Source organism: Emticicia sp. SJ17W-69, from assembly GCF_051209875.1.
GTDB lineage: Bacteria > Bacteroidota > Bacteroidia > Cytophagales > Spirosomataceae > Emticicia.
This window is the reverse complement of sequence record NZ_JBNTQY010000001.1, coordinates 647911-674748: the sequence shown is the minus strand read 5'-3', so window position 1 is coordinate 674748 and position 26838 is coordinate 647911. Positions and strand designations below refer to the sequence as shown.

20 protein-coding genes are annotated in these 26838 nt (G+C 35.8%); 16 read left to right on the top strand and 4 right to left on the bottom strand.

The window, feature by feature from the left end; genetic code table 11:
* The first annotated feature begins 549 nt into the window (after positions 1-549).
* Positions 550-1800 (top strand): GTPase HflX, encoded by a 1251-nt coding sequence (gene hflX, locus ACQUQZ_RS03025; protein WP_435353266.1) that lies wholly within the window; start codon positions 550-552, stop codon positions 1798-1800.
* Between the two features lie 7 nt (positions 1801-1807).
* Complete coding sequence (gene rnr, locus ACQUQZ_RS03020; protein WP_435353265.1) at positions 1808-4117, top strand: ribonuclease R; 2310 nt, start codon at positions 1808-1810, stop codon at positions 4115-4117.
* Positions 4118-4149: 32 nt separating this feature from the next.
* Here rnr and ACQUQZ_RS03015 read toward each other — a convergent pair whose 3' ends face one another.
* From ACQUQZ_RS03015 to ACQUQZ_RS03000, 4 genes are all read right to left on the bottom strand, one after another.
* Complete coding sequence (locus tag ACQUQZ_RS03015; RefSeq protein WP_435353264.1) at positions 4150-5493, bottom strand: GntP family permease; 1344 nt, start codon at positions 5491-5493, stop codon at positions 4150-4152.
* Between the two features lie 117 nt (positions 5494-5610).
* Entirely contained in the window at positions 5611-6960 is a 1350-nt protein-coding gene (locus ACQUQZ_RS03010) for a glutamine synthetase family protein (protein WP_435353263.1), read from the bottom strand.
* Between the two features lie 106 nt (positions 6961-7066).
* On the bottom strand, positions 7067-8272 hold the full coding sequence (locus tag ACQUQZ_RS03005; protein WP_435353262.1) for an ATP-grasp domain-containing protein: 1206 nt from the start codon (positions 8270-8272) through the stop codon (positions 7067-7069).
* Between the two features lie 248 nt (positions 8273-8520).
* Complete coding sequence (locus tag ACQUQZ_RS03000) at positions 8521-8955, bottom strand: DUF1573 domain-containing protein (protein ID WP_435353261.1); 435 nt, start codon at positions 8953-8955, stop codon at positions 8521-8523.
* 236 nt (positions 8956-9191) lie between these two features.
* On the opposite strand from ACQUQZ_RS03000, the gene ACQUQZ_RS02995 reads away from it, so the two are divergent.
* The 14 genes from ACQUQZ_RS02995 to ACQUQZ_RS02930 all read left to right on the top strand — a co-directional run bounded on the left by ACQUQZ_RS02995 (position 9192) and on the right by ACQUQZ_RS02930 (position 26835).
* A complete protein-coding gene (locus tag ACQUQZ_RS02995; protein WP_435353260.1) occupies positions 9192-11606 on the top strand; it encodes an alpha-ketoacid dehydrogenase subunit alpha/beta in 2415 nt (804 codons plus the stop codon).
* Between the two features lie 343 nt (positions 11607-11949).
* A complete protein-coding gene (locus tag ACQUQZ_RS02990; RefSeq protein ID WP_435353259.1) occupies positions 11950-18549 on the top strand; it encodes a hypothetical protein in 6600 nt (2199 codons plus the stop codon).
* Positions 18550-18560: 11 nt separating this feature from the next.
* Positions 18561-19310 (top strand): PoNe immunity protein domain-containing protein, encoded by a 750-nt coding sequence (locus tag ACQUQZ_RS02985; protein ID WP_435353258.1) that lies wholly within the window; start codon positions 18561-18563, stop codon positions 19308-19310.
* A 46-nt stretch (positions 19311-19356) separates the two neighbouring features.
* Positions 19357-19785: a hypothetical protein gene (locus ACQUQZ_RS02980; RefSeq protein ID WP_435353257.1), complete on the top strand. Its 429-nt coding sequence runs from the start codon at positions 19357-19359 to the stop codon at positions 19783-19785.
* A 109-nt stretch (positions 19786-19894) separates the two neighbouring features.
* Positions 19895-20230, top strand: a complete 336-nt coding sequence (locus ACQUQZ_RS02975; RefSeq protein ID WP_435353256.1) for a hypothetical protein — start codon at positions 19895-19897, stop codon at positions 20228-20230.
* Positions 20231-20233: 3 nt separating this feature from the next.
* The gene (locus tag ACQUQZ_RS02970) at positions 20234-20635 is read left to right on the top strand and encodes a DUF596 domain-containing protein (RefSeq protein WP_435353255.1); all 402 of its coding nucleotides are present in this window, start codon (positions 20234-20236) and stop codon (positions 20633-20635) included.
* A gap of 27 nt (positions 20636-20662) precedes the next feature.
* A complete protein-coding gene (locus tag ACQUQZ_RS02965; RefSeq protein WP_435353254.1) occupies positions 20663-20914 on the top strand; it encodes a hypothetical protein in 252 nt (83 codons plus the stop codon).
* A 165-nt stretch (positions 20915-21079) separates the two neighbouring features.
* Positions 21080-21508: a hypothetical protein gene (locus ACQUQZ_RS02960; protein WP_435353253.1), complete on the top strand. Its 429-nt coding sequence runs from the start codon at positions 21080-21082 to the stop codon at positions 21506-21508.
* Positions 21509-21890: 382 nt separating this feature from the next.
* Positions 21891-22286 (top strand): hypothetical protein, encoded by a 396-nt coding sequence (locus ACQUQZ_RS02955; protein WP_435353252.1) that lies wholly within the window; start codon positions 21891-21893, stop codon positions 22284-22286.
* 1278 nt (positions 22287-23564) lie between these two features.
* Entirely contained in the window at positions 23565-23771 is a 207-nt protein-coding gene (locus tag ACQUQZ_RS02950) for a hypothetical protein (RefSeq protein ID WP_435353251.1), read from the top strand.
* Between the two features lie 23 nt (positions 23772-23794).
* On the top strand, positions 23795-23956 hold the full coding sequence (locus tag ACQUQZ_RS02945) for a hypothetical protein (protein ID WP_435353250.1): 162 nt from the start codon (positions 23795-23797) through the stop codon (positions 23954-23956).
* Positions 23957-24342: 386 nt separating this feature from the next.
* Entirely contained in the window at positions 24343-24906 is a 564-nt protein-coding gene (locus ACQUQZ_RS02940) for a transposase (protein ID WP_435353249.1), read from the top strand.
* A gap of 178 nt (positions 24907-25084) precedes the next feature.
* Complete coding sequence (locus ACQUQZ_RS02935) at positions 25085-25885, top strand: hypothetical protein (RefSeq protein WP_435353248.1); 801 nt, start codon at positions 25085-25087, stop codon at positions 25883-25885.
* 278 nt (positions 25886-26163) lie between these two features.
* A complete protein-coding gene (locus ACQUQZ_RS02930; RefSeq protein WP_435353247.1) occupies positions 26164-26835 on the top strand; it encodes a hypothetical protein in 672 nt (223 codons plus the stop codon).
* Positions 26836-26838: the final 3 nt, after the last annotated feature.

Genomic DNA, 26838 nt, shown 5'->3' with positions numbered 1-26838 from the left:
CATTGCTGAATTTTCCTCGGAAAATCCCATTTCGGGTATCTTTCCGAAGCAAAGTTAAATAATTTTAGAATAAAAAAAATATTGTTTCGATTTTCTTATCTAATGGCATTTTTTTTTGCCCCAATTTTAACTTGCATTTGGTAGAAAAATTGCTTTTAAAACCTAATTTTAATCAGCAATTTATTCCTATAAACTTTACTTTAATGCTTACTTTACTAATATTTTAAACGTTTGTTACCGCTAAATAGTTTTTTCGTAACACTTGTTTTATGTTTACCAAAAGCGTGCCAAACTCTTTATAAAATATTATCAAAAGAGGCTATTTTCCTCTAAATCATTTGTAATCAACAAATTAAATCAAAAAAAAGTTTTTTAACATACTACCGTTCAATATTTTTTTTGTGAAGATATTATATAAGGTGATTAAAATCTTTAAAAACTTGTTTTTATCATTTTTTTTTCTTATATTTAGTGAATCTTGTATTTTATAGGAAAGAAACTTTTCCTAACAGCTATTAGTTATTTCAAAGTAATAAATATTTTAGTAAATTGTTAAACTCACCCATTTTTTCAACAGCAAAACAGCAAGAAACCGCAATTTTGGTTGGTCTCATTACGCAAAAGCAAAATGCCGAACGAACCAAAGAGTATCTTGATGAATTAAATTTTTTGGCAACCACCGCAGGCGTAATCACTAAAAGAGTTTTTACGCAACGCCTCGAACGTGCCGATAACAAAACCTTTGTAGGAAAAGGTAAATTAGAAGAAATCAAAACATGGCTCATTGATAATCCCGTTGATAGCATCATTTTTGACGATGACCTCACTGCTCCACAAGTAAGAAACCTCGAAGCTACATTTCAAGATATTAAGATTCTTGACCGTAGTTTGTTGATTTTGAATATATTTTCGCAACGTGCCAGAACAGACCAATCGAAACGACAAGTTGAGTTGGCTCAATACCAATATTTGTTGCCTCGTCTGACTCGTATGTGGTCGCACCTTAGCCGTCAGAAAGGTGGGATAGGTATGCGTGGGCCTGGTGAAAAAGAATTGGAAACTGATAAACGTATCGTAAAAGATAGAATATCTTTTTTGAAAGATAAATTAGAGTTGATTGATAAACAAAGTGTTACTCGTCGAAAAGAACGCAGCCAGTTGGTGCGTGTGGCTTTGGTGGGTTATACCAACGTTGGCAAATCCACTTTGATGCGACGCTTGGCAAAAACTGATGTATTTGCCGAAAATAAATTGTTTGCCACTATCGACTCTACTGTCAGAAAGGTGGTTTTGGGAAATATTCCGTTCTTACTAACCGACACCGTTGGTTTTATTAGAAAACTCCCAACTCCCCTCATCGAATCTTTTAAATCAACTTTGGACGAAATCAGAGAAGCAGATATTTTGGTGCATGTGGTTGATATTTCGCATCCTTCGTTTGAAGAGCAAATCGAAGTGGTGAATGTAACTTTAGCAAGTATTGGTGCTTCTGATAAATCTATGGTATTGGTTTTCAATAAATTAGACCTTTTTAAACCTGAATCTGAAGAAAACCTCGACGAGCATCTCGAAACCATTACAGAAGTGGATTTACAGAGAAATCTTGAAAAACTAAAAAATAGTTATTTAACAAAAAACACCGAAAACGTAGTCTTTATTTCGGCAGAATACAAAGAGAATCTCAGCGAATTGAGAAATATATTGATGCACAAAATACAAGAAAAACATTTCTTGATTTACCCTAACTGGGACCCAACTCAAAATCCAATGTACGATTGGCAAGGAGTAGAGCAGAATTAATAAACAAATGGCAAAAAACAAACAAAAATCATATTATGACCAACTAAAAGCTGAAATTTTAGCTTTTCTTTCGGTCAATACCGAACGTCCATACACACTTCAAGACCTATTTACGCATTATGATGTCTTCAATAAACAAGAAAAAGCAGTTTATGGAATGATTGTGGAAGACTTGGTAGAAGAAGGCAAAGTACAGCAAGTAGATAAAGGAAAATACACCGTTGATGTAAATGCAAACGCTGTCGTTGGTCGCCTCGACCATGTAAATCAACGCTTTGGCTTTGTAAGATACGATGATTCAAAACCTGATATTTGGGTCAGTGGTGATGAACTAAAAGGAGCGATGGATGGCGATTTAGTAAAAGTTGCAACTTATGGTGAATTTTACAAAAAGGGAGATAATCCAGAAGGAAGAATTATTGAAATTGTTGAACGTGGCAGAACCGAAATTGTTGGAAAAGTACAAGTATTTGGTAATTATGCTCTCGTAAAACCCGACCATAAAAACCTCCACGATGATATTTTTATTCCAAAAGACAAAATCAATGGTGCTACCAAAGATGATTTGGTGATTGTCAAGATTAAAGAATATCCAACCAATATTCAACAAGGAATTGGTGAAATAATCGAAATTTTAGGAAAAGCTGGCGACAACAATGCTGAAATGCACGCAATTTTGGCTGAATTTGGCTTACCAAATAAATTTACCAAAGAAGTTGAAGACGAAGCAGCAGCGATTTCGGAAGTAATTACTGAAGAAGAAATCAAGAAAAGACGAGATTTTAGAAATATACTGACTTTTACAATTGACCCATTTGATGCAAAAGATTTTGATGATGCCCTGAGTTTCTTGAAATTAGATAATGGCAATTACGAAGTCGGTGTACACATTGCTGATGTTACCCATTATGTGCAAGAAGGCACAAGATTAGAAGAAGAGGCTCTCTATCGAGCAACATCGGTATATTTGGTTGATCGAACGATTTCGATGCTTCCAGAAAAACTATCCAATAATCTTTGTTCGCTTCGCCCGCATGAAGATAAATTGACTTTCTCGGCAGTTTTTGAAATGACACATGATGGTCGAGTCGTTTCTGAGTGGTTTGGCAGAACGATTATTCATTCTGACAAGAGATTTACTTATGAAGAAGCACAAGAGATTTTGGAAAGTACGGAAGGTGATGTTTTGAATCCAACTACCAATGAAATTTTAGAAAAATATCAACTACCGCTACATACGCTCAATCATATTGCTAAGATATTAAAAAAAGAGCGTTTTAGAAATGGAGCAATCAATTTTGAAACCAATGAAGTCAAATTTCAATTAGATGCCGAAGGAAAACCTTTGGGTGTTGTGTTGAAAATCAGAAAAGATGCTCACAAGCTCATCGAAGAGTTTATGCTTTTGGCCAATAAAAAGGTTGCTGAATATGTTTTTAAAAGAAAACATGATGGCTCAGAAAGCAATACAATGGTTTATCGAGTCCATGAACCACCAAATCCTGAAAGATTACAAAACTTTGCCAATTTTGCTGCTCGTTTTGGTTTTTCAATAAAAACTGACTCAGAAAAAGTGCTTTCTAATTCGATGAATAAAATGATGGCAGAAGTAGAAGGAACACCCGTTCAGAATGTTTTGGAACAATTGGCGGTTCGTACGATGTCTAAAGCTCGCTATACCACCGAACCTTTAGGGCATTTTGGATTGGCATTCGACCATTATAGTCATTTTACTTCGCCCATTCGCCGCTATCCTGATATGATGGCTCATCGACTTTTGCAATATTATCTTACGCTTTCGCCTAAGCAAAAAAGCACGATTTCGGGGGAAGATTTTGAGAAAAAATCCAAACACTCATCTGACCGTGAAAAATTAGCTGCCGAAGCTGAAAGAGCTTCAATCAAATACAAGCAAGTTGAATTTATGAGCTTGCAAGATCGCCGAACAGTTTTCAATGGCATTGTCACAGGAGTAACGGATTTTGGTATTTTTGTAGAAATCACCTCAACCAGTTGCGAAGGAATGGTACGTTTAGCAGATTTGAATGATGACTTCTACGAATGGGACAAGGCCAATTACCGAGTAGTGGGTAAGCGTACAGGCAAAGTTATCAACTTTGGTGATGCAGTAAAAGTAGTTGTAAAAGGCACAGACTTGGAGCGTAGAAGCATGGATTTAGAATTAGTGGGTATTGGTGATAAAATGGTTACCTCAACTACCAGAGGTGGCAAAAAACCTAAAGAAACTGCTCGTCGTGGTAGCAGTTCTGGAAGAGGTCGAAACTCTGAGAAAAAGCAGGGTAGAAAAAGAAGATAATTGTAGAACGGAGTAGGAACTCCGTTTTACTATCAAAAAATCAAATAAATCAAGCAAGTAACTATCAAACTCACTATACCTTGCAAACCTGTGAGCAATGTGTGGGTGCGATAAGCATCTTTTTGGTTGAGCCCTGTAAACTGTGAAACCACCCAAAACCACGCATCATTGGCATGAGATACGGTCATTGCTCCGCTACCAACTGCCATCACTAAAAGCGTGAGGTCTAATGGCTCGGTAAAACCCATCGAAGTTGTCAGCGGAGCTAAAATGCCTGAAGTTAGCACCATTGAGCTTGTCGTTGAACCTTGTGCTGTTTTGAAAAATGCCGCCACCAAAAATGCAATCAACAAGAAAACTATACCCGAAGTTTGGTTAGTGATAAGCCAAGTACTTACCATATCTTTCAAGGGTGTTTCTTTCAAAACTGCTCCAAAAGCCCCTCCTGCCCCTACCAAAACCAAGGTTGTTCCACAATGCTCAATGCCACTTTTAAAACAAGCCAACATTTTCTCAGCAGGTTTTTCTGGAAATAAGGAATAAGAAAAAAATATCGCTAATAAAAATGAAATCAGCGGGCTACCCAAAAAACTTAGCCATTTTGTAAGTTGCTCCGGAAGCGGAAAGCCACCCGATTGAAGTATCTTGGCAAAAGAAGCTATTGTTATCAACAGAATTGGCAATAAAATGGGCATAAAAGCTTTCCATGCGGGTATCAAAGTTTTTTCTTCTGTGTCATTGATTTTTAATTCATCATCCTCGATAATATCCAAGTTTTTAGCAAACTTTTGAGCAAACCAAGTAGATAGAAACAAACTCGGAATAGATACAACCAACCCTACCAAAATAACCAATCCAACCGAATCTGAAATATTCAAATTTCCTGCTGCCGAAAGTGGGCCAGGTGTTGGCGGTACAAGCGTGTGCGTAGCAAAAAGTCCACCCGACAAAGCAATAGCAATGGTGCCTAATGGGCGATTAGTTTTTTTTGCAACAATTTTATTTAGTTTTGATAATATTATGAATCCCGAATCACAAAAAACTGGAATTCCAACCACAGCTCCAATTACCGACATGGCAAAAGCAGGGTATTTTTTTCCAAAAAAATTTAAAATAATATCAGCTACCTTGATAGCAGCACCAGATTTATCTAAAATTGCTCCAATGACACAACCCAAAATTACCATCAAGCCAATCTTTGACATCAATTCACCAAAGCCTTTACCGATTGTCTCAGCTAATTTATCAACTGGCAGACCTGAGAAAATCCCAACGCCCAAAGCCGCCACCAACAAACCAACCAAAGGATGAAGTTTCAGCCAAGTAGAGGAGATAATAATAAAAACAATAGCAAGAATAACAACGAGGATTATCATAGATAGTGGTTATTTGTGATTGGGTGATTGGTGAATGAGTGATTACTATATAATATTGATAATCAAATATTTACATATTCACTCATTCTATCAATCACTCATTCACTCATTAATTTTTTAAACAATCTCAAAATAACGTTTTAATTCCCAATCTGTAACAGCTTTAGCGTGTTGCCTCCACTCCCAATCACGGGTTTGGGTAAAATGTTCAACAAATTTTTCTCCAAATAACTCTTTGGCAACATCTGAGTTTTGCATAGCTTTAGTAGCTTCATCAAGGTTTCTTGGTAAAATGCCATTACTTATATCTCGATAACCATTCCCAACAGTGGCTGGTTGAGTAAGTTTCAAATTTTTGCGAATGCCATATAATCCCGCTGCCAAGCAAGCAGCTAAAGCCAAATAAGGATTAGTATCTGAACCAACTACACGTGTTTCAAGACGGCAAGATTTCTTGCCTAAAGGCAGAGCTCGCAATGCAACCGTGCGATTATCTACCCCCCATGTAAGTGTTGTAGGAGCCCAAGCACCTTCGACCAAGCGTTTGTAACTATTGATTGTCGGGGCAATCATAGGTAAAATATAAGGCAAACAAAACAACTGTCCAGCCATATAACTTTCCATCAGTTTACTTATATGAGTGGTTGATTTTTCATCATAAAAAAGATTCTTTTTTAGTTCTGTATCCCAAAGACTTTGATGCACATGGCCGCTACAACCTGGTAAATTTTCATTGATTTTTGCCATGAAAGTTGCCATAATTCCTAATTTACTGGCAATTTCCTTCACCGAAGTTTTAAATAAAATTGCTCTATCGGCTGCTTGTAAAATATCTGAATAGGCAATGGCTGCTTCATACACACCTGGTCCAGTTTCTGTGTGTAAGCCTTCTACTGGAATATCAAATTTTGTAAGTTGCTCAAAAAGATTTGTCATAAAATCATTTCGCAAACTACTTCTCAAAAGTGAATAACCGAACATTCCCGGTGTTAGTGGCGTGAGATTTTGAAAGCCTTTCTGATGAATAGTAGCAGGCGTTTCTTCAAAATTAAACCATTCAAACTCTTGCGAAAAAAAAGGTTTAAAACCGTCGTTTTCAGCATCTTGAATGATTTTTTTTAACAAAGTTCGGGGGCAAACTTCAGCAGCATCTTCAATAAATTCTCCTAAGAAAAAAGGTACATCATTTTCCCAAGGGATTTTACGAAAAGTACTTAAATCAAGTTTTGCTTTAGCATCAGGATAGCCCGAATGCCAACCTGTAAAGTTTGTATTATCGTAGCAAACATCTGCCATGTCCCAGCCAAAAACCACGTCACAAAAGCCTAATTCGCCTTCGATGACTGACATAAATTTTTGTTTACTAATATATTTACCCCGCAAAACACCATCAATATCGGCAATGGCTAATTTTACCTTTCCCGAAGGATGAGCATTTACGTATTCTATTATTTGTTGATGATTCATGTTTTTTATTTACGAATGACGATTTACGAATTTCGAGTTACGAATGATAAGCTGTTTGTTTTTAATTACAAATAATTCGTAAATCGTCATTCATAAATCGTAAATTTCAATGTACTGGTTTGTCAGGAGCAGGAGCAGAAGCGTGGTATCCTAAATCTCGAATCATTGAGGCATACTTTTCCATCAATTCCATTACTTTTTCCCGACTTTTTGAGCGAACGATTAAACCTATGTGGTATTCATCATTCATTTTCCAAACAATTTCTGGGTCATTGAAAGGAGCATAATCTGGGTATTGGTGCGATGAAAGTGAAATAACAATTCCTGAATAATCTTCCTCAACATTTGGCAATTCATAGCTACCGCCAGTAGCTACAGCTGTTTCTATTTTTGCCCATTCTCTCCACAGATTAATTCCCGATGAAAACTCAACCATTTCCGCTAAATTGGCTCCACCTACACGAGAGGCTGTTTCTAAAAAATAAAACTTACCATCCTCATAGCATTTAATCATTTCGGTGTGAGAAGCACTGAATTTCAAGCCAAATGCCTTCATTACCTGCTCATTCATTTTCTTTAAAGCTACATCATCTTCTGAGTTATGCTCAACTGTGACTGAACGGAAGATTCCGCCACCGTGAGCCACTTCAAATGGTGTATTGAGGTATTGGTTACTTCTCGAAAAAATCACCTTTCCTCCTACTGTCAAAGCATCGACATGATAAACATCCCCTGGCTTAAATTGCTCAATCAAAAAATTATGTCTTTCATCGCCTAACGAATGAACTGTATCCCATGCTTCTTGAAAACTATGTACTTTCTTGATCCCTGCTGCTGAAGCTTCCGAACGAGGTTTGATTACCCAAGGCGGGGAAGTTTTTTGTAAATATTCGGTAATATCAATATCATGGAAAAGCGAGCTAAAAGGTGGCACAGCAATACCTGAATCTTGTGCTTGAACTCGCATGGCTAATTTATCTCGAAAATATCGAGCTGTTGTTTGACCCATGCCAGGAATGCGGAAATGTTCACGAACCAATGCTGCTTTTTCTACATCAAAATCATCCAAAGCTACCACACGGTCGATTTTTTTACTACGCATCAAATTCGACAAGCCTGTTAATATTTTTTGATAAGTATCGAATGTATTTTCAACATTATCCAAATAAAAAAACTCATCTACCGATTCATGTGGCCAAGGCTTATGCTCTAATTTTTTATTGGTCAATAAATAAACGGTGTTTCCTTCGGCTTTGCATGATTTCAGAAATTCAACGCCTTTGAAGTAAGTACAAATGCAGAGAAAAGTCATAGTTTAAAGTTTCGTTTGTGTTCGGGTCAATAATTTATTCGATATTCGATATTTTTTTTGACTTTGGCAAATTTTATCGAATGTTCGATGTTAGATTTTAGATATTTGGCACTCGTAATGCTAAAATAATAAATATTTCAATCGCATCATTAAAAACAAAAAGCTCTCCGTTTTTTGAACAGAGAGCTTTTCAAAGAAAAAATTTATTGTCGTATGCCTAAAACCTACGACCTAAATCTATCTATGTCTTATTTTGTTTTTTTCTTAGCATTTGGAGATGCTGCTGCAGGGGCTGCTGGAGCAGGAGCTGCTGCACCCGTTACTTCTCCTTTGATTGTCAAAATAACAGTTGCATTTTCTGCATTACTTGTTACAGTGATTGTTTTTGTAAATGAACCTGGGCGACCAGATGTATTATATCCTACTTTGATAGTGCTTTTACCTCCTGGCATGATCGCATCTTTTGACCATTCTGGAGTTGTGCAACCACATGAAGCCATTGCATTTGAAATAACTACTGGTGCTGTACCTGTATTTGTTACTTCAAAGTTATAAGTAGCCAACGGTCCTTCAGTAATTTTACCAAAATCGTGTACTTCTTTGTTGAATTTTAATACTCCTTGTGCTTGAACTGAAGCTACAAATGCAATAACTACAGCGATTGTTGAAAATAATTTTTTCATTAGATTTAATAAATTTTAAAGTTTAAAAAATGTTTTTTTATTAGTAAAGCCTATTTGTAACACAAATAAACATCATTTAATATATAATTACCAAATTTTTAACAAGTCATTAACAAAATTAACCACTTAATGATTTTTTTGAAAATAATTTATTTTATCCTAACTTTACGTCATAATTAATTAGTATGACAACTAATTTTTTCAAATAAAAAGAATTCTTTTTTCTTCATCATTGTATGACTGAACTCCTTGACCCAATCACCTCGACTGACGTACTTCTGACACACGAAGAAGTGCTAAACGATTACCGCATTGCTTGCGAAAGCCGTGAAGTTAGTTACATCGGACGACAAGATGTTTTTAGAGGTCGAGCCAAGTTTGGTGTTTTTGGAGATGGAAAAGAATTGGCTCAATTGGCCATGTCGAAAGTTTTTCGAAAAGGTGATTTTCGCTCTGGTTATTATCGTGATCAAACATTTTTGGCTGCTGTCGGTGGACTTACCTGGCAACAGTTTTTTGCTCAATTATATGCCCATACTGATATTGCTCACGACCCATTTACCGGTGGTCGTTCGATGAACGCTCACTATGGTAATCATTGGGTTGATGAAAATGGTGAATGGCTCAACCAAACAGAAATGTATAATACTGTTTGTGATGTTTCTTCAACTGCTGGGCAAATGCCACGTGCCATTGGTTTAGCTTATGCTTCCAAACTTTATCGCCAAAATCCTTCTTTACAAGCACTTACAAAGTTTTCTAATAATGGAAATGAAGTTTGTTTTGCCCCCATTGGTGATGCTTCTACTTCACAAGGGATGTTTTTTGAAGCTATTAATGCTGCTGGAGTACTACAAATTCCAATTATTTTTTCAGTTTGGGATGATGGTTATGGTATTTCTGTACCTATTGAATATCAAACAACTAAATCAAGTATTTCAGAGGCTTTAGCCGGGTTTCAGCGAAAAGATGGTTCAAATGGTTTAGAAATTATTGTAGCAAGAGGCTGGAATTATGTGGAGTTGGTAGAAGCTTATCAAAGAGCTGCTCGTTATGCACGTGACCAACATGTACCTGTTTTGGTTCATGTAATCGAAGTTACACAACCCCAAGGTCATTCAACTTCAGGTTCGCATGAACGTTACAAGTCTAAAGAAAGACTCACTTTCGAACATGAATTTGACTGTAATGTACATTTTCGTCAATGGATTTTAGCAAACGATTATTGTACTGACGCGGATTTGAAGGAGATTGAGGCAAATGCCAAAGATAAAGCAAAAAAATCACGCAATGCTGCTTGGACAGCCTACCGTGATTCATTAAAGCCTGAATACGACGCTGCTATTCATTTACTAAAGAAAGCAGCGTCTGAAAGTAAAAATACCAAATTCATTGCTGAAATTAGAGATGTTTTAGAAAAAACAGAAAACGCTGTTCGTCGTGATGTTGTTTCAGCCATGAAAAAAGCAGTTCGTTTATTACGTTTTGAAGACATTTCATCAAAACAATTGATTAATGCTTGGTTTAAAGATATTGCACCCGATAACTATACGAGATTTAATTCTCATCTGCTAAGTGAGTATCCAAGTTCACCGATGAATGTCAAGAGTGTTGCTCCTGAGTATAATGAGGCAAGTCAAATCGTTGATGGTCGAGAAATTATTAATACTTTTTTTGATAAATTGCTTGAAAATGACCCAAGGATTTTTGCTTTGGGTGAAGACGTTGGCAAGATTGGAGATGTCAATCAAGGTTTTGCAGGTTTACAAGAAAAGCATGGTGAACTTCGAGTAACTGATACTGGTATTCGTGAAACAACCATCATTGGGCAAGGAATTGGAGCTGCTATGCGTGGTTTGCGTCCCATTGTTGAGATTCAATACTTCGATTATATTTATTACGCTCTGGCGACCCTTACAGATGATTTAGCATCATTGCGTTATCGTACAGTTGGTAAGCAATTAGCTCCATTGATTGTTCGTACGCGAGGGCATCGTTTAGAAGGTATTTGGCACTCAGGCTCGCCGATGTCGGCCATGCTTGGTTCATTGCGTGGTATTCATGTTTTAGTTCCTCGAAATTTTGTTCAAGCGGCAGGTTTTTATAATACAATTCTAAAAGGAGATGACCCCGCTCTAATCATTGAGTGCCTGAACGGTTATCGAATCAAAGAAAAAATGCCTACAAATCTTTCTGAAATCTGTTTGCCTTTGGGTGTTCCTGAAACATTGAAAGAAGGAAAAGATTTAACGATTGTTACTTATGGTTCGATGTGTAGAATTGTGATGGAAGCGGCGGCACAATTAGAAGAAGTGGGTATCAGTGCTGAAGTTATTGATGTTCAATCATTGTTGCCATTTGATATTAACCATCAGATTGTTGAGTCAATTAAAAAGACGAATCGAGTGATTTTTGCTGATGAAGATGTGCCAGGAGGCGGTTCGGCCTTTATGATGCAACAAGTACTTGATCATCAAAATGCTTATCGCTGGTTAGATTCTGCTCCAAAAACAGTCTCTTCTCAAGCCCATCGCCCTGCTTATGCCTCTGATGGAGATTATTTCTCAAAGCCAAATGCCGAAACTATCTTCGACGCTGCTTATGAAATCATGCACGAAGCAAAACCTTTGCTATTTCCGAGTTTATATTGAATTGACAATTAGCGTTGCAAAGACAGCGAGTCTGCATAAATCTTAGTAAACTTACCATTATAGCCTAATTAAAAAAGCTTAGAATTAATAGTACTAACAAAGCCCCATTCTTTCGATAAGTTTGGGGCTTTGCTTTTTATATCTTGTGTTAGTGCAGTATATGGTTTTACTTTTACAGATGAAAGTTTAAAACAACAAAAACTGTTTACATACCATAAATGTTGTTCGTCCCCATTGATGCTACCGCTCAATAAGTTTCATATTTTTTATTTGCTGACTTTATAATATATTAACATTTTTACCTTCACAAGTAAATCCACATCACACACAAATTAATCCATCAATGAAAAAACGCTACTCACATGTATTCGTGTACTTTGCTGTTATAACTTTATTAAATTTCGCCACAGAGCAACATCTAACTTTTGCTAAAGACACACCCAAAAAAGAGATTCTTCCGCTCTCAAACCCTAAGCCTATCAAGGCTTTGCCATTCAAGCCACTTCCTTTCAAAACATTCTTACCCAATGTTGAGCTGTATGAGTTCAACCCAAAAGCCTTGGCTTTTGATAATATTGTGGGCATGATGCCCATTCTAAATGGCAAAGAATTAAAAGCAATAGGCGGCGACCCTATCAAATTCACACTCACGCCCAATAAAACTACGGCACAATTGGGTGAAGAAATCGAACTGACACTAACGGCTGAGTTGATGGATGTTTCACCGCAATTACTATTTACGTTTGATGAACTCCGTGACTATACCATGAAGGTTATTTTGCCTAAAGATTTTATCTTGACGGGCGGAACCTACTACGATTTTGTTTCGGGAACATTAGACCCTGCCAACCCTAAGAAACAATATACCCTCAAAGGTAGATTTTTGGATAAACCTGCCGTCGATGATTGTTTCAAAGTGCTTCGTAAACTCAACAATGAGGTGTTTATTTTGAAGAATACTACTTGCATGGATGTGAATGATATTGATGTGGTGAGTGTTGTTGCTAAAAACACCAATGCTGGGAGGATAGTTTTAGAAAATCTTGATTTAACTAAGATAAAATTGTTTACAACCGCAATTAGAAACTCTTCAAATGTAGAAGTCTATAATTTTGGTATTAGTAATGGTACTTTGTACATGAAATGTTTGGGTTTAGATTGGAATACAACTCTTAGAAATCAAATTAATATTGAAGGTATTGCAGAATTAAAAGCAAAAGGAGGAAGCATAACAGGAACTATCTATTTTTATCAATTCCCAAATTCAACAATTGCATCTTCAGCTCAGGAATTCGTGCTTGACTACACATATGATTACCCTGTTGTATCGAATTCTTTTTTAAAGTATGTTTATGTTTATAATTTTAAAAATTCTACTGGTTTTATTGAAGGCACTACAACTCAAACAATCATTTTTGACAAAGATACACCCTGCCCAACAGCCACAAACAATATCCTTTCTATCACCGCTAACGAAACCACTATATGCCCTGGAAATTCGTCCACATTGGCTGCAACTGGTAATTGCCCAGCAGCCAATATTTCATGGCAAAGAAATGGGACAAGCTATGGAACAGCGGGTTCAAATTCATTTAGTACCATAGAATCAGGCACTTATACGGCTACTTGTTCTAATCCTGTTTTAACTTCTAATTCTATTAGTATTGTATCGACTACCAATCCTTCTGTACCTCAGCTTTCGACCAATAAATATGCCATTACACCAGGAGAATTTGCCACTTTGAGTGCCACCAATTGTCAAGGTACAGTAATTTGGCATGGCCCCAATAACTTCGAAGATTCTGACGACCAAATCAGTACCAACAAACCAGGCACTTACTATGCCATTTGTAGGGCTGCATGTAGTAATAATACCTATTTCAGTGACCCCTCAGGTAATATAAACATCACATTATTACCGCTCCGTTTGCAAGCTGATAAATATGAAATGTATGCCAATGAAACTGCCCAAATATCTGCCTTTGGCTGTAATAATGGCTTTATCTCGTGGAAAGTCAACGGTACAGCAATACCCAACACAGATAATCCCCTTACAGCTTATGGCCCAGGAACTTATCAAGCCCAATGTACCAGTTTCAATGGTCCATCTTCTGATTGGGTTACTGTCTATATCAGCCAAAAGACGACTAATTCGCCGAGAGTTACTGCCTCCAAAACACAAGCTTACCCAAGTGATAATGTGGTGCTGACTGCATCGGGTTGCCCTTCGGGTTGGTTTTATGCTTGGCAAATACCTGTCCATGACCCTGTAACCAATGCTGTAACTGTACAAAGGTGGGTGGGGAATCCTCAAACAGTCAAAGGGCCTGAGACTTATAAAGTGCAATGTGTGCTTCAAGGAAATCCTGATGGGCCTTTTGAAAGTATAAACATTACCCCACTTAGTATCTATGATATTAATATCACCATCACACCCAACAAAACCGAAGTAAACCCAGGAGAGACTGTCATATTTACTGCTACTGGCAACTGCCCCAATGGTGCGGGGATTAGATGGTTTATCAACGGCATGAATTATTGGACATGGGTGGGTCAAACATTTCAGGCAACTGGCCCTGGTACTTACTCTGCTCGTTGTGAATCTGGATACCAAAAAAGTGAACTCCAATATTATACTATCAATACGCCAAAACCGGGTGCGGTTAGTATCATTGCTGACAAACCAAGGGTAAGAAGTAACGAGGTAGTAACACTTCGTGCCGTAGGTTGTGATAAAGAAGTAAATTGGACACTTCCCAACGGAATAGAAGTGCAAGGTACTGCTCTATTGATGAACTACGGACCTGGAATATATAAAGCCAAATGTGTGAGATTTGGCTTCACAAGTGACCCTCCTGCCAGTATCAATATTACTCCAAGAAATGCAGACGAACCTGCTATTGTTGGTACTAATGCTTCAATTAATGTCAATGAATTGGCAGAGCTATCTATTACCAATTGCCCCAACAATTGGGTGGGTTGGAAAATACCTGTCAAAGATGCCAATGGCAATATTACTTATCAATATACTTCTAATAAAACACAGGTTATCCGTGAGCCAGGTATTTACTATTATCATTGTGCCATTGGGAATTATACGGAATATATACCTTTGGTGATTCACCCTGCCCCAACCGATGCATTGGTGATTAAGGCAAGCAAAACCGTTGCAAAACCTGATGAACAGGTGGTGTTGACTGCTTATGGCTGTCCGAATGGAACAGTGCAGTGGTCTAATGGCAACCAAACTGCCACAGGCACACGCATTACAGTTCTTGGTCCTGGTTTAAGAAAAGCCAAGTGTGTGGGTGATTATAGTAATAATGGCGATTGGGCGATGGCATTTACAAGAAATGATGGTGAAATTACTCCATACTTGACTGCATCCGTTACTGAGGCTTGCCCTAATGAACCTGTAACCATTACAGCTACTGGCTGCCCAAATGGTTGGTGGTATCAGACTCAATGGGTAAAACCTGGACAATTAGATTATTGGCTGACCCACCGCCAACAAGTGGATGATTTTGGGGAAGGGTATTTTGATGTTTTTGGTTTTGGTGGTGGCACTATCAATACCAATGGGCCAAACATTTATTATGCCCGTTGTATCAGCCCTGACGGCGGTTGGATGGGCGATTTTAGAGATAAATCTGTTATTATTAATCCAGCCTTTCCTACTGATTTAAGAGTGAGTAATAATGGACCAGCACTTACAGGTGCAGCATCTGTGAGTTTGGCTGTGACGGAAGTACCCAATGCAAGTTATGCTTGGAGAGGCCCTAATGCGTTTGTGAGTGCAGCACGCAGCCCCATCATACAAAACCCAACCGAGGCAAAGTCTGGTATTTATACTGTTACCCTCAAAAGAGGAACAACAGAATCTTGGGCTTGTAGCACTACGGCTACTACTAAACTCACCGTCAGTGGCTGTGATATTAGAATAAAAGCAAGCGACCCGAATACGGGTGTGGAAACATACGTATTGCCTTTTGTTGATGGATCGATTTCTACATTTAAAGATTTGACTCTATCGGCAGAACGCTATGATGGGACAGACCCACAAGGAATGACCTATACTTGGACAAAACCAGATGGCACAACTATTAGTACAGCTTATATAATTACTAATAAATCAGGTAGATATAGCCTAAGTGTTAGTCCAATCGGCAACCCAAGTATCGTGTGTAAGGCATTTATCACTATTTCAGAAAGTAATGCCTATAAGATGCTTTTTTCTAAAATGAAGAGTAAAATATTTCCTGATGGCACTCCCGTTAAGGTTGTACCTCTTCAATATAAGGAAATGTATTATACACTTACCCGAAATGGTGTAGAAGAAAAAATAGACATTGCCGAAAACTACCTGCTTTTCTACACATCTGCTGGTGTGAAAAAAGTAGATATGATGCAAGTAATACCTACTTATGATTATAACCGAACGCATAGTGTAGTAAATGATGCTGATTTTAGCGGTTTGATAGTTTTTACAGAAAAAGATGGAAAAACATTTAAAAAAGGTTGGAGGTTTAATAATGGTGTTGTAAATCAAACCATTACAACTACTAATATACATCAAGCAAGACTTCAAAACCCAAATGATGATTGTGTAATAAAACAATACGCTACCTGGACAACAGGTACTGCAAGCGTAACTGTAGAAAATAGGACTCCTCAAATTAATGGAGGGGGTACTGATGGAACATATACAGCTACTTCCCCAGAAGAAGTCTTTACAATAGTTCGAAATGTATTAAACATCGATTGTTGTCTAATCGCACCAGCAGGCTGTGGACCAAATAATCCTTCGGCAGTGCCTCCGTTTGGTAGTGGTGGTGGAGGGCTCGATCCACAATCTTCTGACATTGCAAAGAAAATTTGTCCACAATATACCACTCTTTTGGGCGAAGCAGACAATGCTGTACCAAAAACTCAAATTCTTAATAAAGATTGTGCGTCTGATTTAGCTGCTGCTACTCGTTTCTCGATATATGCCAAATTGATAGATGAGTCTGTAAAAAAAGAATTTGCTAAAAACCCTACTCTGCAGCCATATATTAATAAAATGACTCCTGCTACTGATGCACAAATAAATGCAGCTTATAATGAATCTGCTTTGTATGGCAATGATGCGGCAGCATTAAACGCAGTAGGGTGTGCTTTAACACAAAATTTTCAGGCAGATGCAGCCCATCCCATTACTCCTGATGTAGAGGATGTAATGAGTACAGCACTCGCCAATGCCTCTAATGATGTAAAAGTAGTTTATAATGCCTTAACTAAGCTATTAAATCCATGTAGCAGTAGTCAAAATTGTGCTGCTCCAAAACCACAAGCAGTAGCAGTGATGAATACGATAATGGCAAGTATGAAAAGCCGTAAAGGTGCTGTCTTGAATGGCTTTCAATGGTCAGATTTCGGAGATAGATTGGGAATGGAAGCAGGGGATATTAAGAATTTGTTTAACGATTTACTCGCTGCAAGCGGTGATATATCTATTCCTGACCCTTCAAATCCAAATATTCAACGCTTATTACCTTTGAGTGGTCCTTTTGCAAATATTGACTTTACTTATAATGCCACCACCAACCAGTTAGATATTAGAAATTGTAATAATACAATTTCGATGATGGATGCGACTGTGCCGCCACCAATGAATGATTGTATGGCAGTAATACCTAATAATGGAAGAATAGATTTGAATCCTATTTACCCATTCGTAAAGGAATCATTTCTAAATACTTTGACTCAGAGAGGTGAAACAATGCAAGGTATGGGTATAGTTGGCTGCAATACTTGTACACTGACCAATAAAGGTGATTGGGGCGAAAATACCTATTGGCTCTTTAAAAACAGTGACGGAAATAATTACTGGATAGCCAGAGAAATGGGAACAACAAACTATCGCTATGCTTATGATGCAGACCCAACTATCAATAATAATGATAATTTACAATGGACATCTTGGGAACCTGATTTTGGGGAAGAAGTTACGGCAGGAGCAAAATTCTCACAAAATACTGCCTTAGCATTTGCGGGTACATTGGGTGTAATTGTTTCTGCTCCTGTAATTGTCGGTACTGTTGTGCCAGCTCTTATACAATCTGCAAGTACGATTACCTTACAAGGTGTAATGGAAGAGGTAATTATTAATACAATGCTTTCATTAGCCACAGATGGTAATATTAATCCTGTCACACTAAGCAAAGAAACTGTTGATGGTATTTTTACTGATAAATTGATTGAAAAAATACCCGCATTAGTAGGTAAAAAGTTTCAAATACCTATTAAAACATTCAATGTACTCAAAGATTGGTTGATTAAAAAAGGTACTAATACCGTATCTTTGAGTTATCTACAAAACATCAAGACTATTGCAAAACCGTTTACTGATAAAGTGGTTAATTCTACAAAAAACGCTTGGCAAAAAATTGATGATTTGTGTGCGAGTACGATAGATAAGTTGAAAGTGTTTGTTAGAAACAATTTATTTGATAATATATATAACAGTCAAAAAAATCTTGTTCTAACTTGGAGAAATAATATTTCAACGGCAAGTAATTTAAGAAAAGGGAATTTTGGAGAAATGGCGAGTGATGCTCTTCTAACCGAAAAAGGTTTTTTACCCTTGCATACAAGATTAGACAATATTGATGCTCCAACTCGACAAGGGATTGATGGTGTTTTTAAGAAAGGTAATGATTACTATATTGTTGAAGCAAAATATCGTGGTACAGCAGGATTAAGTACCTTAACAAATGGGACAAAACAAATGAGTGATACATGGATAAATAGTAGATTGTTAGATGCAGTAGGAGCAACTGTTACACAAGATATAAATGCACGAGGTTATAAAAGACTTTTGGCAAATGTTGCACCAGATGGAAGTGTAACATATTCAGAACTTGATTCATTAGCAAATATAATTGGTTCTTTCACACCATAAATTTAAATCACATGAGGGATAAAATAAAAAACAAAGATTATTTTAACTGTAATATCGAATTACATTCAAATTTAATACAGAGAGGATTGAATTTGCTTAAAGGGGGTAAAGTTGTAGAAACTCAAATTCCAAGGTTTAAAAAAGGGATATTTGATAACTACTTCTTTATATTAATTTGTAGTTATTCAATTGGTCATGATAAAGAAACGATTAAAAGAAATCTTTTAAATGCAATTGATTACTTAAAAGATAGTTGGAGTTCGGAAATTGTTTTACTTAATAATCAAGGTAAGATTTACAATCAGTATGCAGAAAACTATGATGAAATGCTTTGGATGTTATCTTTAGGCTATTTACTTAACATTGATGAAAAAGATTTTAAAAAGCTGGTTGATGTAATTGATAGAGATAATGTAAAAGATTTTTTATTTGAATTTATCATAAGAGCTAAACTAAAAGATAGGGAGATAATTGTAGAAGAAAGTTATCAAGTTTTTTTTGGCATACCTAATGTTTTTGAAAAGTTAAGGCAAGCAATAAATGAAAGTAATAAGAAAAATGCAGAAAAATTAGCTAAAGATTTTATCACAAAAGATTGGTATAAAAAACACAAAGATTCTGGGTGGTATAATAGCCACAAAAGTAAACATGATAGCTATTTTGGCTATTGGAGTTTTGAAACTGCGGCTATTGTAAAAATTATGAACCTTAATGATTCTGAATTTGGTGATAATCAATATTATCCTAAAGATTTGATTTAGTACTTCGATGGTTCATATAACATACGAAACATTAAATTGATTGTATATGGGACTTCAATCTTCAATAGATATTAAATTAATAAATAATTTTGGTTTAATACAGTTTATAGAAAGCTTGTCATTACACCAATGGTCTTTAATTCATGACGATTCTATATTGTATTTACCAAAAAATGATATAGATTTTAATTGGAATAGTGTAAAAAAAGAAGATTATGATTTAGTTTTAAATACAATTAAAATAAAATTAACTAAAAAGGAAACGATTGGAGTAAGTATGTATCATTTAGATATAAAATCAGGCTTTTTGTTCCATTATTTTCCTCAAACAAATAAAATAATGATTTTATTGACCTATAATAGAATTAAAATAAGTAACACAAAATTTACAGATTTTACAATATATTTAAAAGAAATATATAAAATCATTTCTCAAGATGAAATAGAATATATAGTTTGTCAAGATACTTATTGATTATGCAGATGCCATACGAAATAAAATTGATGATTTATGTGGTAATGCAAAAGACAAAATAAAAGTAACGGCAACCAGTTTAAAGCTATTTGATAATATTGATGATGTAGTGAAGTTATTTGATAAAACAAACCCTACAAAAACAATTAACATTAATGGTAAAATATTGGGTGAAGTAGTTGGAGGGAATGGTAAAACTACGAAAATGTTTGAAGGAGCAACTGATGCAGAAATTAGACAATATGCCGAAGGCATATTAGGTAAACCTTTAACAGCTCATCCAACAGCACAAGGAGTATGGAACGGAGAATTAAATGGAACAAAAGTCAATTTAAGAAATGTGTCAAGTTCAAATACTGGAGCAAAATGGACAATAGATGTAATCAATGAGACAAAAATTAAACCCTTAGTTGGTCAAAATGGAATCGAAATTAAATTCAAGTAAATCATGATAAGTAATAATTCATACCTCAAGATAATTGACGGGTTGGAGCAAATGGCTTTAACAAATCTTTGGCTCGCTACTGCTGATTCTATTTTTTATGATTTTCCAAAAAAATATTCAGAAACTTATCAAGGAAGGATAGAACTATTTTTTATTGTATTAGGTCGTTTAATAGAAGAAAAAAAACTTCGCTTGGCTAAAAAGGGAGAATTTTTACAAGGGACAATAGACGAACAATTAGCATTATTCAAAAATGCTTTTCCCAATGAAGAACGAATGAAAGAAGTTGAGACTTACTGGTGGTTTTTGGATGATTGCCCTGCAGGTGTAGTATGGATACTTGATAGAGAAATAGAAGGTTTTACAACACCAGCAGGAGATGGTAAGTTTTATTATTGGGCGTAAGATTTGTGTTCCTAACTGAAAGATTGGTTGATTAAAAAAGGCAGTAATACAGTATCTTTGAGTTATTTGCAAGGTATAAAAACTATTGCAAAAGGTTATACTGATAAAGTGCTTAGTTATGCAGATGCCGTAAGAAATAAAATTGATGATTTATGTGGTAATGCAAAAGACAAAATAAAAGTAACGGCAACCAGTTTAAAGCTATTTCGTTCCCTCAGAGTCTCCCGAAGGCACGTAGGGGACTCTAAGGGCGAGGGGCGTGGCAAACCGAAGAAATAAATACGGGTAAAAAGCTCAAAAATCAAGCCCAAAGTATAGACCATTGCCTCAGAGTCCCTTGCAGGAGACTCTGAGGGAACTGAATAATAGAACATTAACTGATAATGGTTATACTTTTGGTGGGACAGCTACTATTGATTGTTTTAATACTAAATAAACTAATTTATGAACCCTTTACATTTACTTAATGGAAAAGAAACCTTTGGAGTTTCTTTTCCAATGAAGGTACGTTCCTTAATATTAGAATTGAGTGAAATACTTGATATTGAGATTAATAAACTTGATAAATCAATTGATAGTTTAAAACTTTTGGATATTGCTTTATATCATAAACAAAATTTGATTGATGAAGATTTTATAAACTCAAATTTAATGAGAATTGAAGCATATTTGGGTGAAGTCTTCATTCAAAATTATGGGGGTACTTGGCAAGTAGATTATAACGAGAAATTTAATATCTATATACCATTTGTTAGTATAAATGGTAAAAAGATAAGCTTTTACCCCTATGTTATGGAAAATCTTTTGGAACAAGAGATTCCAGATATTAGATTTTGTTTTAGAATGGCTATGCCACATGGTCATCCAAGTTAGATTGTAATGTTAAAAAAGAAAGTCCAAGATTAAAAATTGTTTCATTAGTTCCCTCAGAGTCTCCCGAAGGCACGTAGGGGACTCTGAGGGCAAGGGTCGTGGCAAACCAAAGAAATAAATACGGGTAAAAAACTCAAAAATCAAGCCCTAAGCATAGACCAATGCCTCAGAGTCCCTTGCAGGAGACTCTGAGGGAACTGAATATCTTGGAGATGGATTTAAAGCATGGTATATATTGCAACATTACCGAAATGCTAAGCCATTTGTAACAGAAATCAAAATATCATATCCAATCCAAATAAAATTTTAGTCAATGAAATCTTTTATATACTTTATCTGTCTTATAGGTTTTATGTCATGCAACAAAAAAAACGGAGAAATTATGTTTAAGCCACTAAATCCTCCATTTGAAGAATATATTTCAGATGACTCTACTTATAATAAGAAAAAGAGCCGCATTGATTATTACATAGTGGATGGATTCAATGAAAGAGATAGTAGTTTTGATGGAAAAATTGATAGCGTTGTTATTCAATTAGGCAATACTTACAAAAATATATACTCCATATATTCTATCTATTTCTATAAATTAGGAGGAAACATAAAATATAATACAAAATATAATTTACATGATTTGAGAATGTACGTTGATAAAACCCAATGTACAGGTATGGCCGTTTTTAGGGAAGGAAGTTTATCCTATTTCGTATATGTTGAAGATGAAAAAATATTATATGATTATGTAAACAAAAGAGCTATTGATGAAATTTATGAGTAGTTTTTTTTCGTTTCTTCGTTCCCTCAGATAACTAAGATAAAAGCAAGCAAAAAACGTTAAATTATTTTAGTTCCCTCAGAGTCTCCCGAAGGCACGTAGGGGACTCTGAGGGCAAGGGTCGTGGCAAACCAAAGAAATAAATACGGGTAAAAAACTCAAAAATCAAGCCCTAAGCATAGACCAATGCCTCAGAGTCCCTTGCAGGAGACTCTGAGGGAACTGAAAGATTGTAATGTTAAAAAAGAAAGTCCAAGATTAAAAATTGTTTCATTAGTTCCCTAGTTCCCTCAGAGTCTCCCGAAGGCACGTAGGGGACTCTGAGGGCAAGGGTCGTGGCAAACCAAAGAAATAAATACGGGTAAAAAAACTCAAAAATCAAGCCCTAAGCATAGACCAATGCCTCAGAGTCCCTTGCAGGAGACTCTGAGGGAACTGATAGTGGTTTGCTAATAAAGTAAACGCTTCAACTTTTTCTTTAGCAGAACCTTTATGGACAAGTTTTCAAACAAAAATTAAGGACTTTACCAATTTGAATGGTGGAATTTCTACCGTGTTAACACCTACAATAGAAAGACCTGATTTTGAAACAGTTAAAGATTATTTATCTGGTAGGACGAATATAAAACCTAAATGTAAATGAAGTGATGAAAAATGTCATAAAATATTTTATGCTGTACATAATATTTAATATCCTTGAATTGATTGTCAATTTATTTATTGAGATTTTTTTTGAAGGAAGACTTTATGAAACTAAAATTATAATTCCAATGATTTTAATAAAAATATTTTATGGCTGGATGTCTTTTTTACCATTATTATTATTATTTAAATTATGTCTAAACATATTAGAATTAAAACACTTGACAAACAACTTGATAGTTTTTCTTTTGATAGGCGTAATTTGTAACTCTTTAAATTACTTTTTTTCAAAAACAACCCCTTACATGCCGCTATCTTTGGTAATTAATGGTGTAATATTTGGTTTATTATATTATTTAATAATAGCGGTTCGCTATAATGTTGTTAAATGATGCCGAGTAACCTATTTTAGTTCCCTCAGATGAATGCGTTGAAAAAATAGAAGATGAAGTAAAAAATTAGTTCCCTCAGAGTCCCCTACGTGCCTTCGGGAGACTCTGAGGGCAAGGGTCGTGGCAAACCAAAGAAATAAATACGGGTAAAAAACTCAAAAATCAAGCCCTAAGCATAGACCAATGCCTCAGAGTCCCTTGCAGGAGACTCTGAGGGAACTGAAATGATTGGGACAAATCTATTAGAGTGAACGGTGGTGGTGGTTTTTTCATAAATAGAATTATTATTGCTCATTTGGTAAACAACCCAAGGTTTGATGAAATTGTAGCATTTCAACGAGCGTATTTTGACGAGCAAATCAAAGGTGAATATGCAGAAGACTTTGAGGAAGCCTATAAAATTCTTATTAACTTATTAGAGATTTTAAAAACTGAACCAAAGCTATATGTATGAGTGTACAGGTAGCAAAAACAGTCATGCAAAAATTTCTAAATCCATTTCTGTTTGAACATGGGTTTTCTGAAAAGAAAGATAGAAGTAGCAATTTTTATTATTTTAGGGAATCATACACAGGAGTTGAAAGAATTACAGGTGGGTTTAATACCTTAGTTCCCTCAGAGTCTCCCGAAGGCACGTAGGGGACTCTGAGGGCAAGGGTCGTGGCAAACCAAAAAAATAAATATGGGTAAAAAAACTCAAAAATCAAGCCCTAAGCATAGACCAATGCCTCAGAGTCCCTTGCAGGAGACTCTGAGGGAACTGAAAAAGGGTCGTGGCAAACCAAAGAAATAAATACGGGTAAAAAACTCAAAAATCAAGCCCAAAGCATAGACCAATGCCTCAGAGTCTCCCGAAGGCACGTAGGGGACTCTGAGGGCAAGGGTTGTGGCAAACCAAAGAAATAAATACGGGTAAAAAACTCAAAAATCAAGCCCTAAGCATAGACCAATGCCTCAGAGTCCCTTGCAGGAGACTCTGAGGGAACTGAAAAAGGGTTAGATAGAAGAAAAAAAATGAAGAACAAATGGCTGTTAAATTAAGGCAAGACCAACGAGAAGCGATATATTTTGTAACATTTACGTGCCATCGTTGGCTACCTTTATTTGAGGAGACACAGTTATATGGCAATATTTATGGTTGGTTGAAAATATTGAAAGAACAAGGCATCAAAACAGTTGCTTATGTTTTGATGCCAAACCACTTGCATTGTATGCTTTATTTGCCAAAAGAATCACCAGAACTTTTCAAAATTATAAGTAATGCAAAAAGATTCATGGCTTATGAAATTGTGAAGAGATTGAAAGCAAATAGCAAAGTGAGTTTATTAGAAAAACTTGAAGAAGGAGTAAAAGTCAAAGAAGGTAAAAAGGGGAAGTTGCACCAAGTTTTTAGAGAATCGTATGATGCCAAAGAGTGCTTTAATGAGCCATTTATTAAGCAAAAATTAGATTATATGCACAAAAATCCAGTAAGTGGGAGATGGAATTTGGCAACTGATTATTTGCAATATATCCATTCATCAGCAAGATTTTATGATTTGAGTGAAGCAAATGAACTCGTAGATTTAACCCATTATCAAGATGTCTGAGTTGGATAGACCAATGCCCTCAGAGTCCCCTACGTGCCTTCGGGAGACTCTGAGGGAACTGAAAAAAAACTCAAAAATCAAGCCCTAAGCATAGACCAATGCCTCAGAGTCCCTTGCAGGAGAATCTGAGGGAACTGAGTCTTAAAATAAGTTTATTATTAAAGTTATGAATAAAAATATGTATTTATATATATCTGTTTTGAGTATGTTGTTGGCTTGCAAAAGCCAAACAGAAATAGATTTGCTTACCCAAAAAACAAAAGAAAATCCACTTAAAGGCAAAACACAAGCTATAATTGTATCAGATGCTGCTGGCAATAAAATTACAACTGAGTGGGTCTATGATGCTACTACCAAACAAATTATTGGCTCAAAAATTACAGATTCATTAGCAAAAAACATTAATAATGAGACATTCAAAAGAGATACTGATGGTAAAATGCTTTCAATAGCTATAGAAAGAAAAGCGGCTGATGGTACTAAAACACAGTCTGAAAAAGTATATCAATATGAAGGTAGTAAATTAATATCCATCACAGAAAACTTGAATTCAGAACAGCTCATTGATGAATATGGCTATGATTCTGAGGGTAAGCTCATCAAATATACTCGTTCTTCCACCAACCGAGGGATGCGTTCTACTTTACAAATAATCAATTATACATGGAAAGGAGGTAATATCGTCAATAGAGCTGATAGAAGTCTATCAGGAGGATATGAAGAAGAAGATTTTCAGTACAATGCTGGCGAGAATGTTTTAGCAAAATTCTATAAAGAAGAACTAAAGATAAATAATTTGTCACTCGAAATCATCAGTCAGAATCTACCTGCCTCAAGTGTCAGACTTTTTGAGGGTTCAAGATTTAAGTATGAATATGAGTATAACCAATCGAACATGATTATTGGATATAAAATACTTATTAGTAAAAGTGGTATTTGGCAAACCTATAAACAGTTTAAAATTACTTACTACGAGTAAACCTTAAATTGTATTTAACAAAAAGCCACATTCTGATCAAAAGAATGTGGCTTTTGTGTTTTAAGAAAACGCTTATTTGATTAAAGATCTAATTAAAAATTAGCTTGAATAGCTTTGAAAAAAGTCGTTTGCATACAACGCCTGTCGTTTATCCACTACAGGCTTTTATGCAAAAACAAGTTTTTTTATCTTGTTGTGCTACTATCTAAAAAGAGTTTGCCAAACTACTTTGAAAAGTACCATACAATCAATTTTATTAAACCTAAATAAACACAATTATGGATAACAAACAACGAGCAAAATTGGACACCTGCAATCGTGTCAAAGAATTCAATACCAAACATGCTGGTATTTTATCAAGTATTGCAGAATATGCTGTTGAAACAGCAGCCTTTAATGATGCTTTGATGATGATAAATAAAGCAGCCCAAGTTCAATCAGAAACACCTGCAACAGCAAGCAATGTGGTGCAAATTGCCAAGGAGAATATGGCAAATATTACCATAAAATATGCTTTGCGAGGCATGGTAAAAGCCAAACAAATCGGTGAGTTAGTTTTAGTCAATCATCTGGATCATAGCATAAGATATATTTCAAAGGCAACCAAAACATTATCTGTCCACAGAGCTACTAATATCAAACAACACCTCAACGATAACCTTGCTGTGCTTACCAATCTTACTCCTGAAAACATTACCGAAATCGAAAATGCCATTGCAGCTTATAATAGGATTAAAGATAAACCGACCATCAATCAACAAGAAAAGAAAGCCACAGGCACCAGACCTTTGCCAATGAGTTTTACTACTGCCTTCAAAGCAATTGATAATATGTACGATTTGGTACAAAGTCATTTTGGTGATAGCAACCCAACATTAGTCAATGAATTGGCTTTAGCCAAACAAATCATCAAAACGGGCATTCATCATCAAAAGTCATCCCACGAGTGACAG

What these genes read in the sequence shown, in the direction of transcription:
- rnr (WP_435353265.1), top strand. Translation starts at nt 1,808, where the DNA reads ATGGCAAAAAACAAACAAAAATCATATTATGACCAACTAAAAGCTGAA.
- ACQUQZ_RS03015 (WP_435353264.1), bottom strand. Translation starts at nt 5,493, where the DNA reads ATGATAATCCTCGTTGTTATTCTTGCTATTGTTTTTATTATTATCTCC.
- ACQUQZ_RS03010 (WP_435353263.1), bottom strand. Translation starts at nt 6,960, where the DNA reads ATGAATCATCAACAAATAATAGAATACGTAAATGCTCATCCTTCGGGA.
- ACQUQZ_RS03005 (WP_435353262.1), bottom strand. Translation starts at nt 8,272, where the DNA reads ATGACTTTTCTCTGCATTTGTACTTACTTCAAAGGCGTTGAATTTCTG.
- ACQUQZ_RS03000 (WP_435353261.1), bottom strand. Translation starts at nt 8,955, where the DNA reads ATGAAAAAATTATTTTCAACAATCGCTGTAGTTATTGCATTTGTAGCT.
- ACQUQZ_RS02995 (WP_435353260.1), top strand. Translation starts at nt 9,192, where the DNA reads ATGACTGAACTCCTTGACCCAATCACCTCGACTGACGTACTTCTGACA.
- ACQUQZ_RS02990 (WP_435353259.1), top strand. Translation starts at nt 11,950, where the DNA reads ATGAAAAAACGCTACTCACATGTATTCGTGTACTTTGCTGTTATAACT.
- ACQUQZ_RS02985 (WP_435353258.1), top strand. Translation starts at nt 18,561, where the DNA reads ATGAGGGATAAAATAAAAAACAAAGATTATTTTAACTGTAATATCGAA.
- ACQUQZ_RS02980 (WP_435353257.1), top strand. Translation starts at nt 19,357, where the DNA reads ATGGGACTTCAATCTTCAATAGATATTAAATTAATAAATAATTTTGGT.
- ACQUQZ_RS02970 (WP_435353255.1), top strand. Translation starts at nt 20,234, where the DNA reads ATGATAAGTAATAATTCATACCTCAAGATAATTGACGGGTTGGAGCAA.
- ACQUQZ_RS02960 (WP_435353253.1), top strand. Translation starts at nt 21,080, where the DNA reads ATGAACCCTTTACATTTACTTAATGGAAAAGAAACCTTTGGAGTTTCT.
- ACQUQZ_RS02955 (WP_435353252.1), top strand. Translation starts at nt 21,891, where the DNA reads ATGTTTAAGCCACTAAATCCTCCATTTGAAGAATATATTTCAGATGAC.
- ACQUQZ_RS02945 (WP_435353250.1), top strand. Translation starts at nt 23,795, where the DNA reads ATGCAAAAATTTCTAAATCCATTTCTGTTTGAACATGGGTTTTCTGAA.
- ACQUQZ_RS02940 (WP_435353249.1), top strand. Translation starts at nt 24,343, where the DNA reads ATGGCTGTTAAATTAAGGCAAGACCAACGAGAAGCGATATATTTTGTA.
- ACQUQZ_RS02935 (WP_435353248.1), top strand. Translation starts at nt 25,085, where the DNA reads ATGTATTTATATATATCTGTTTTGAGTATGTTGTTGGCTTGCAAAAGC.
- ACQUQZ_RS02930 (WP_435353247.1), top strand. Translation starts at nt 26,164, where the DNA reads ATGGATAACAAACAACGAGCAAAATTGGACACCTGCAATCGTGTCAAA.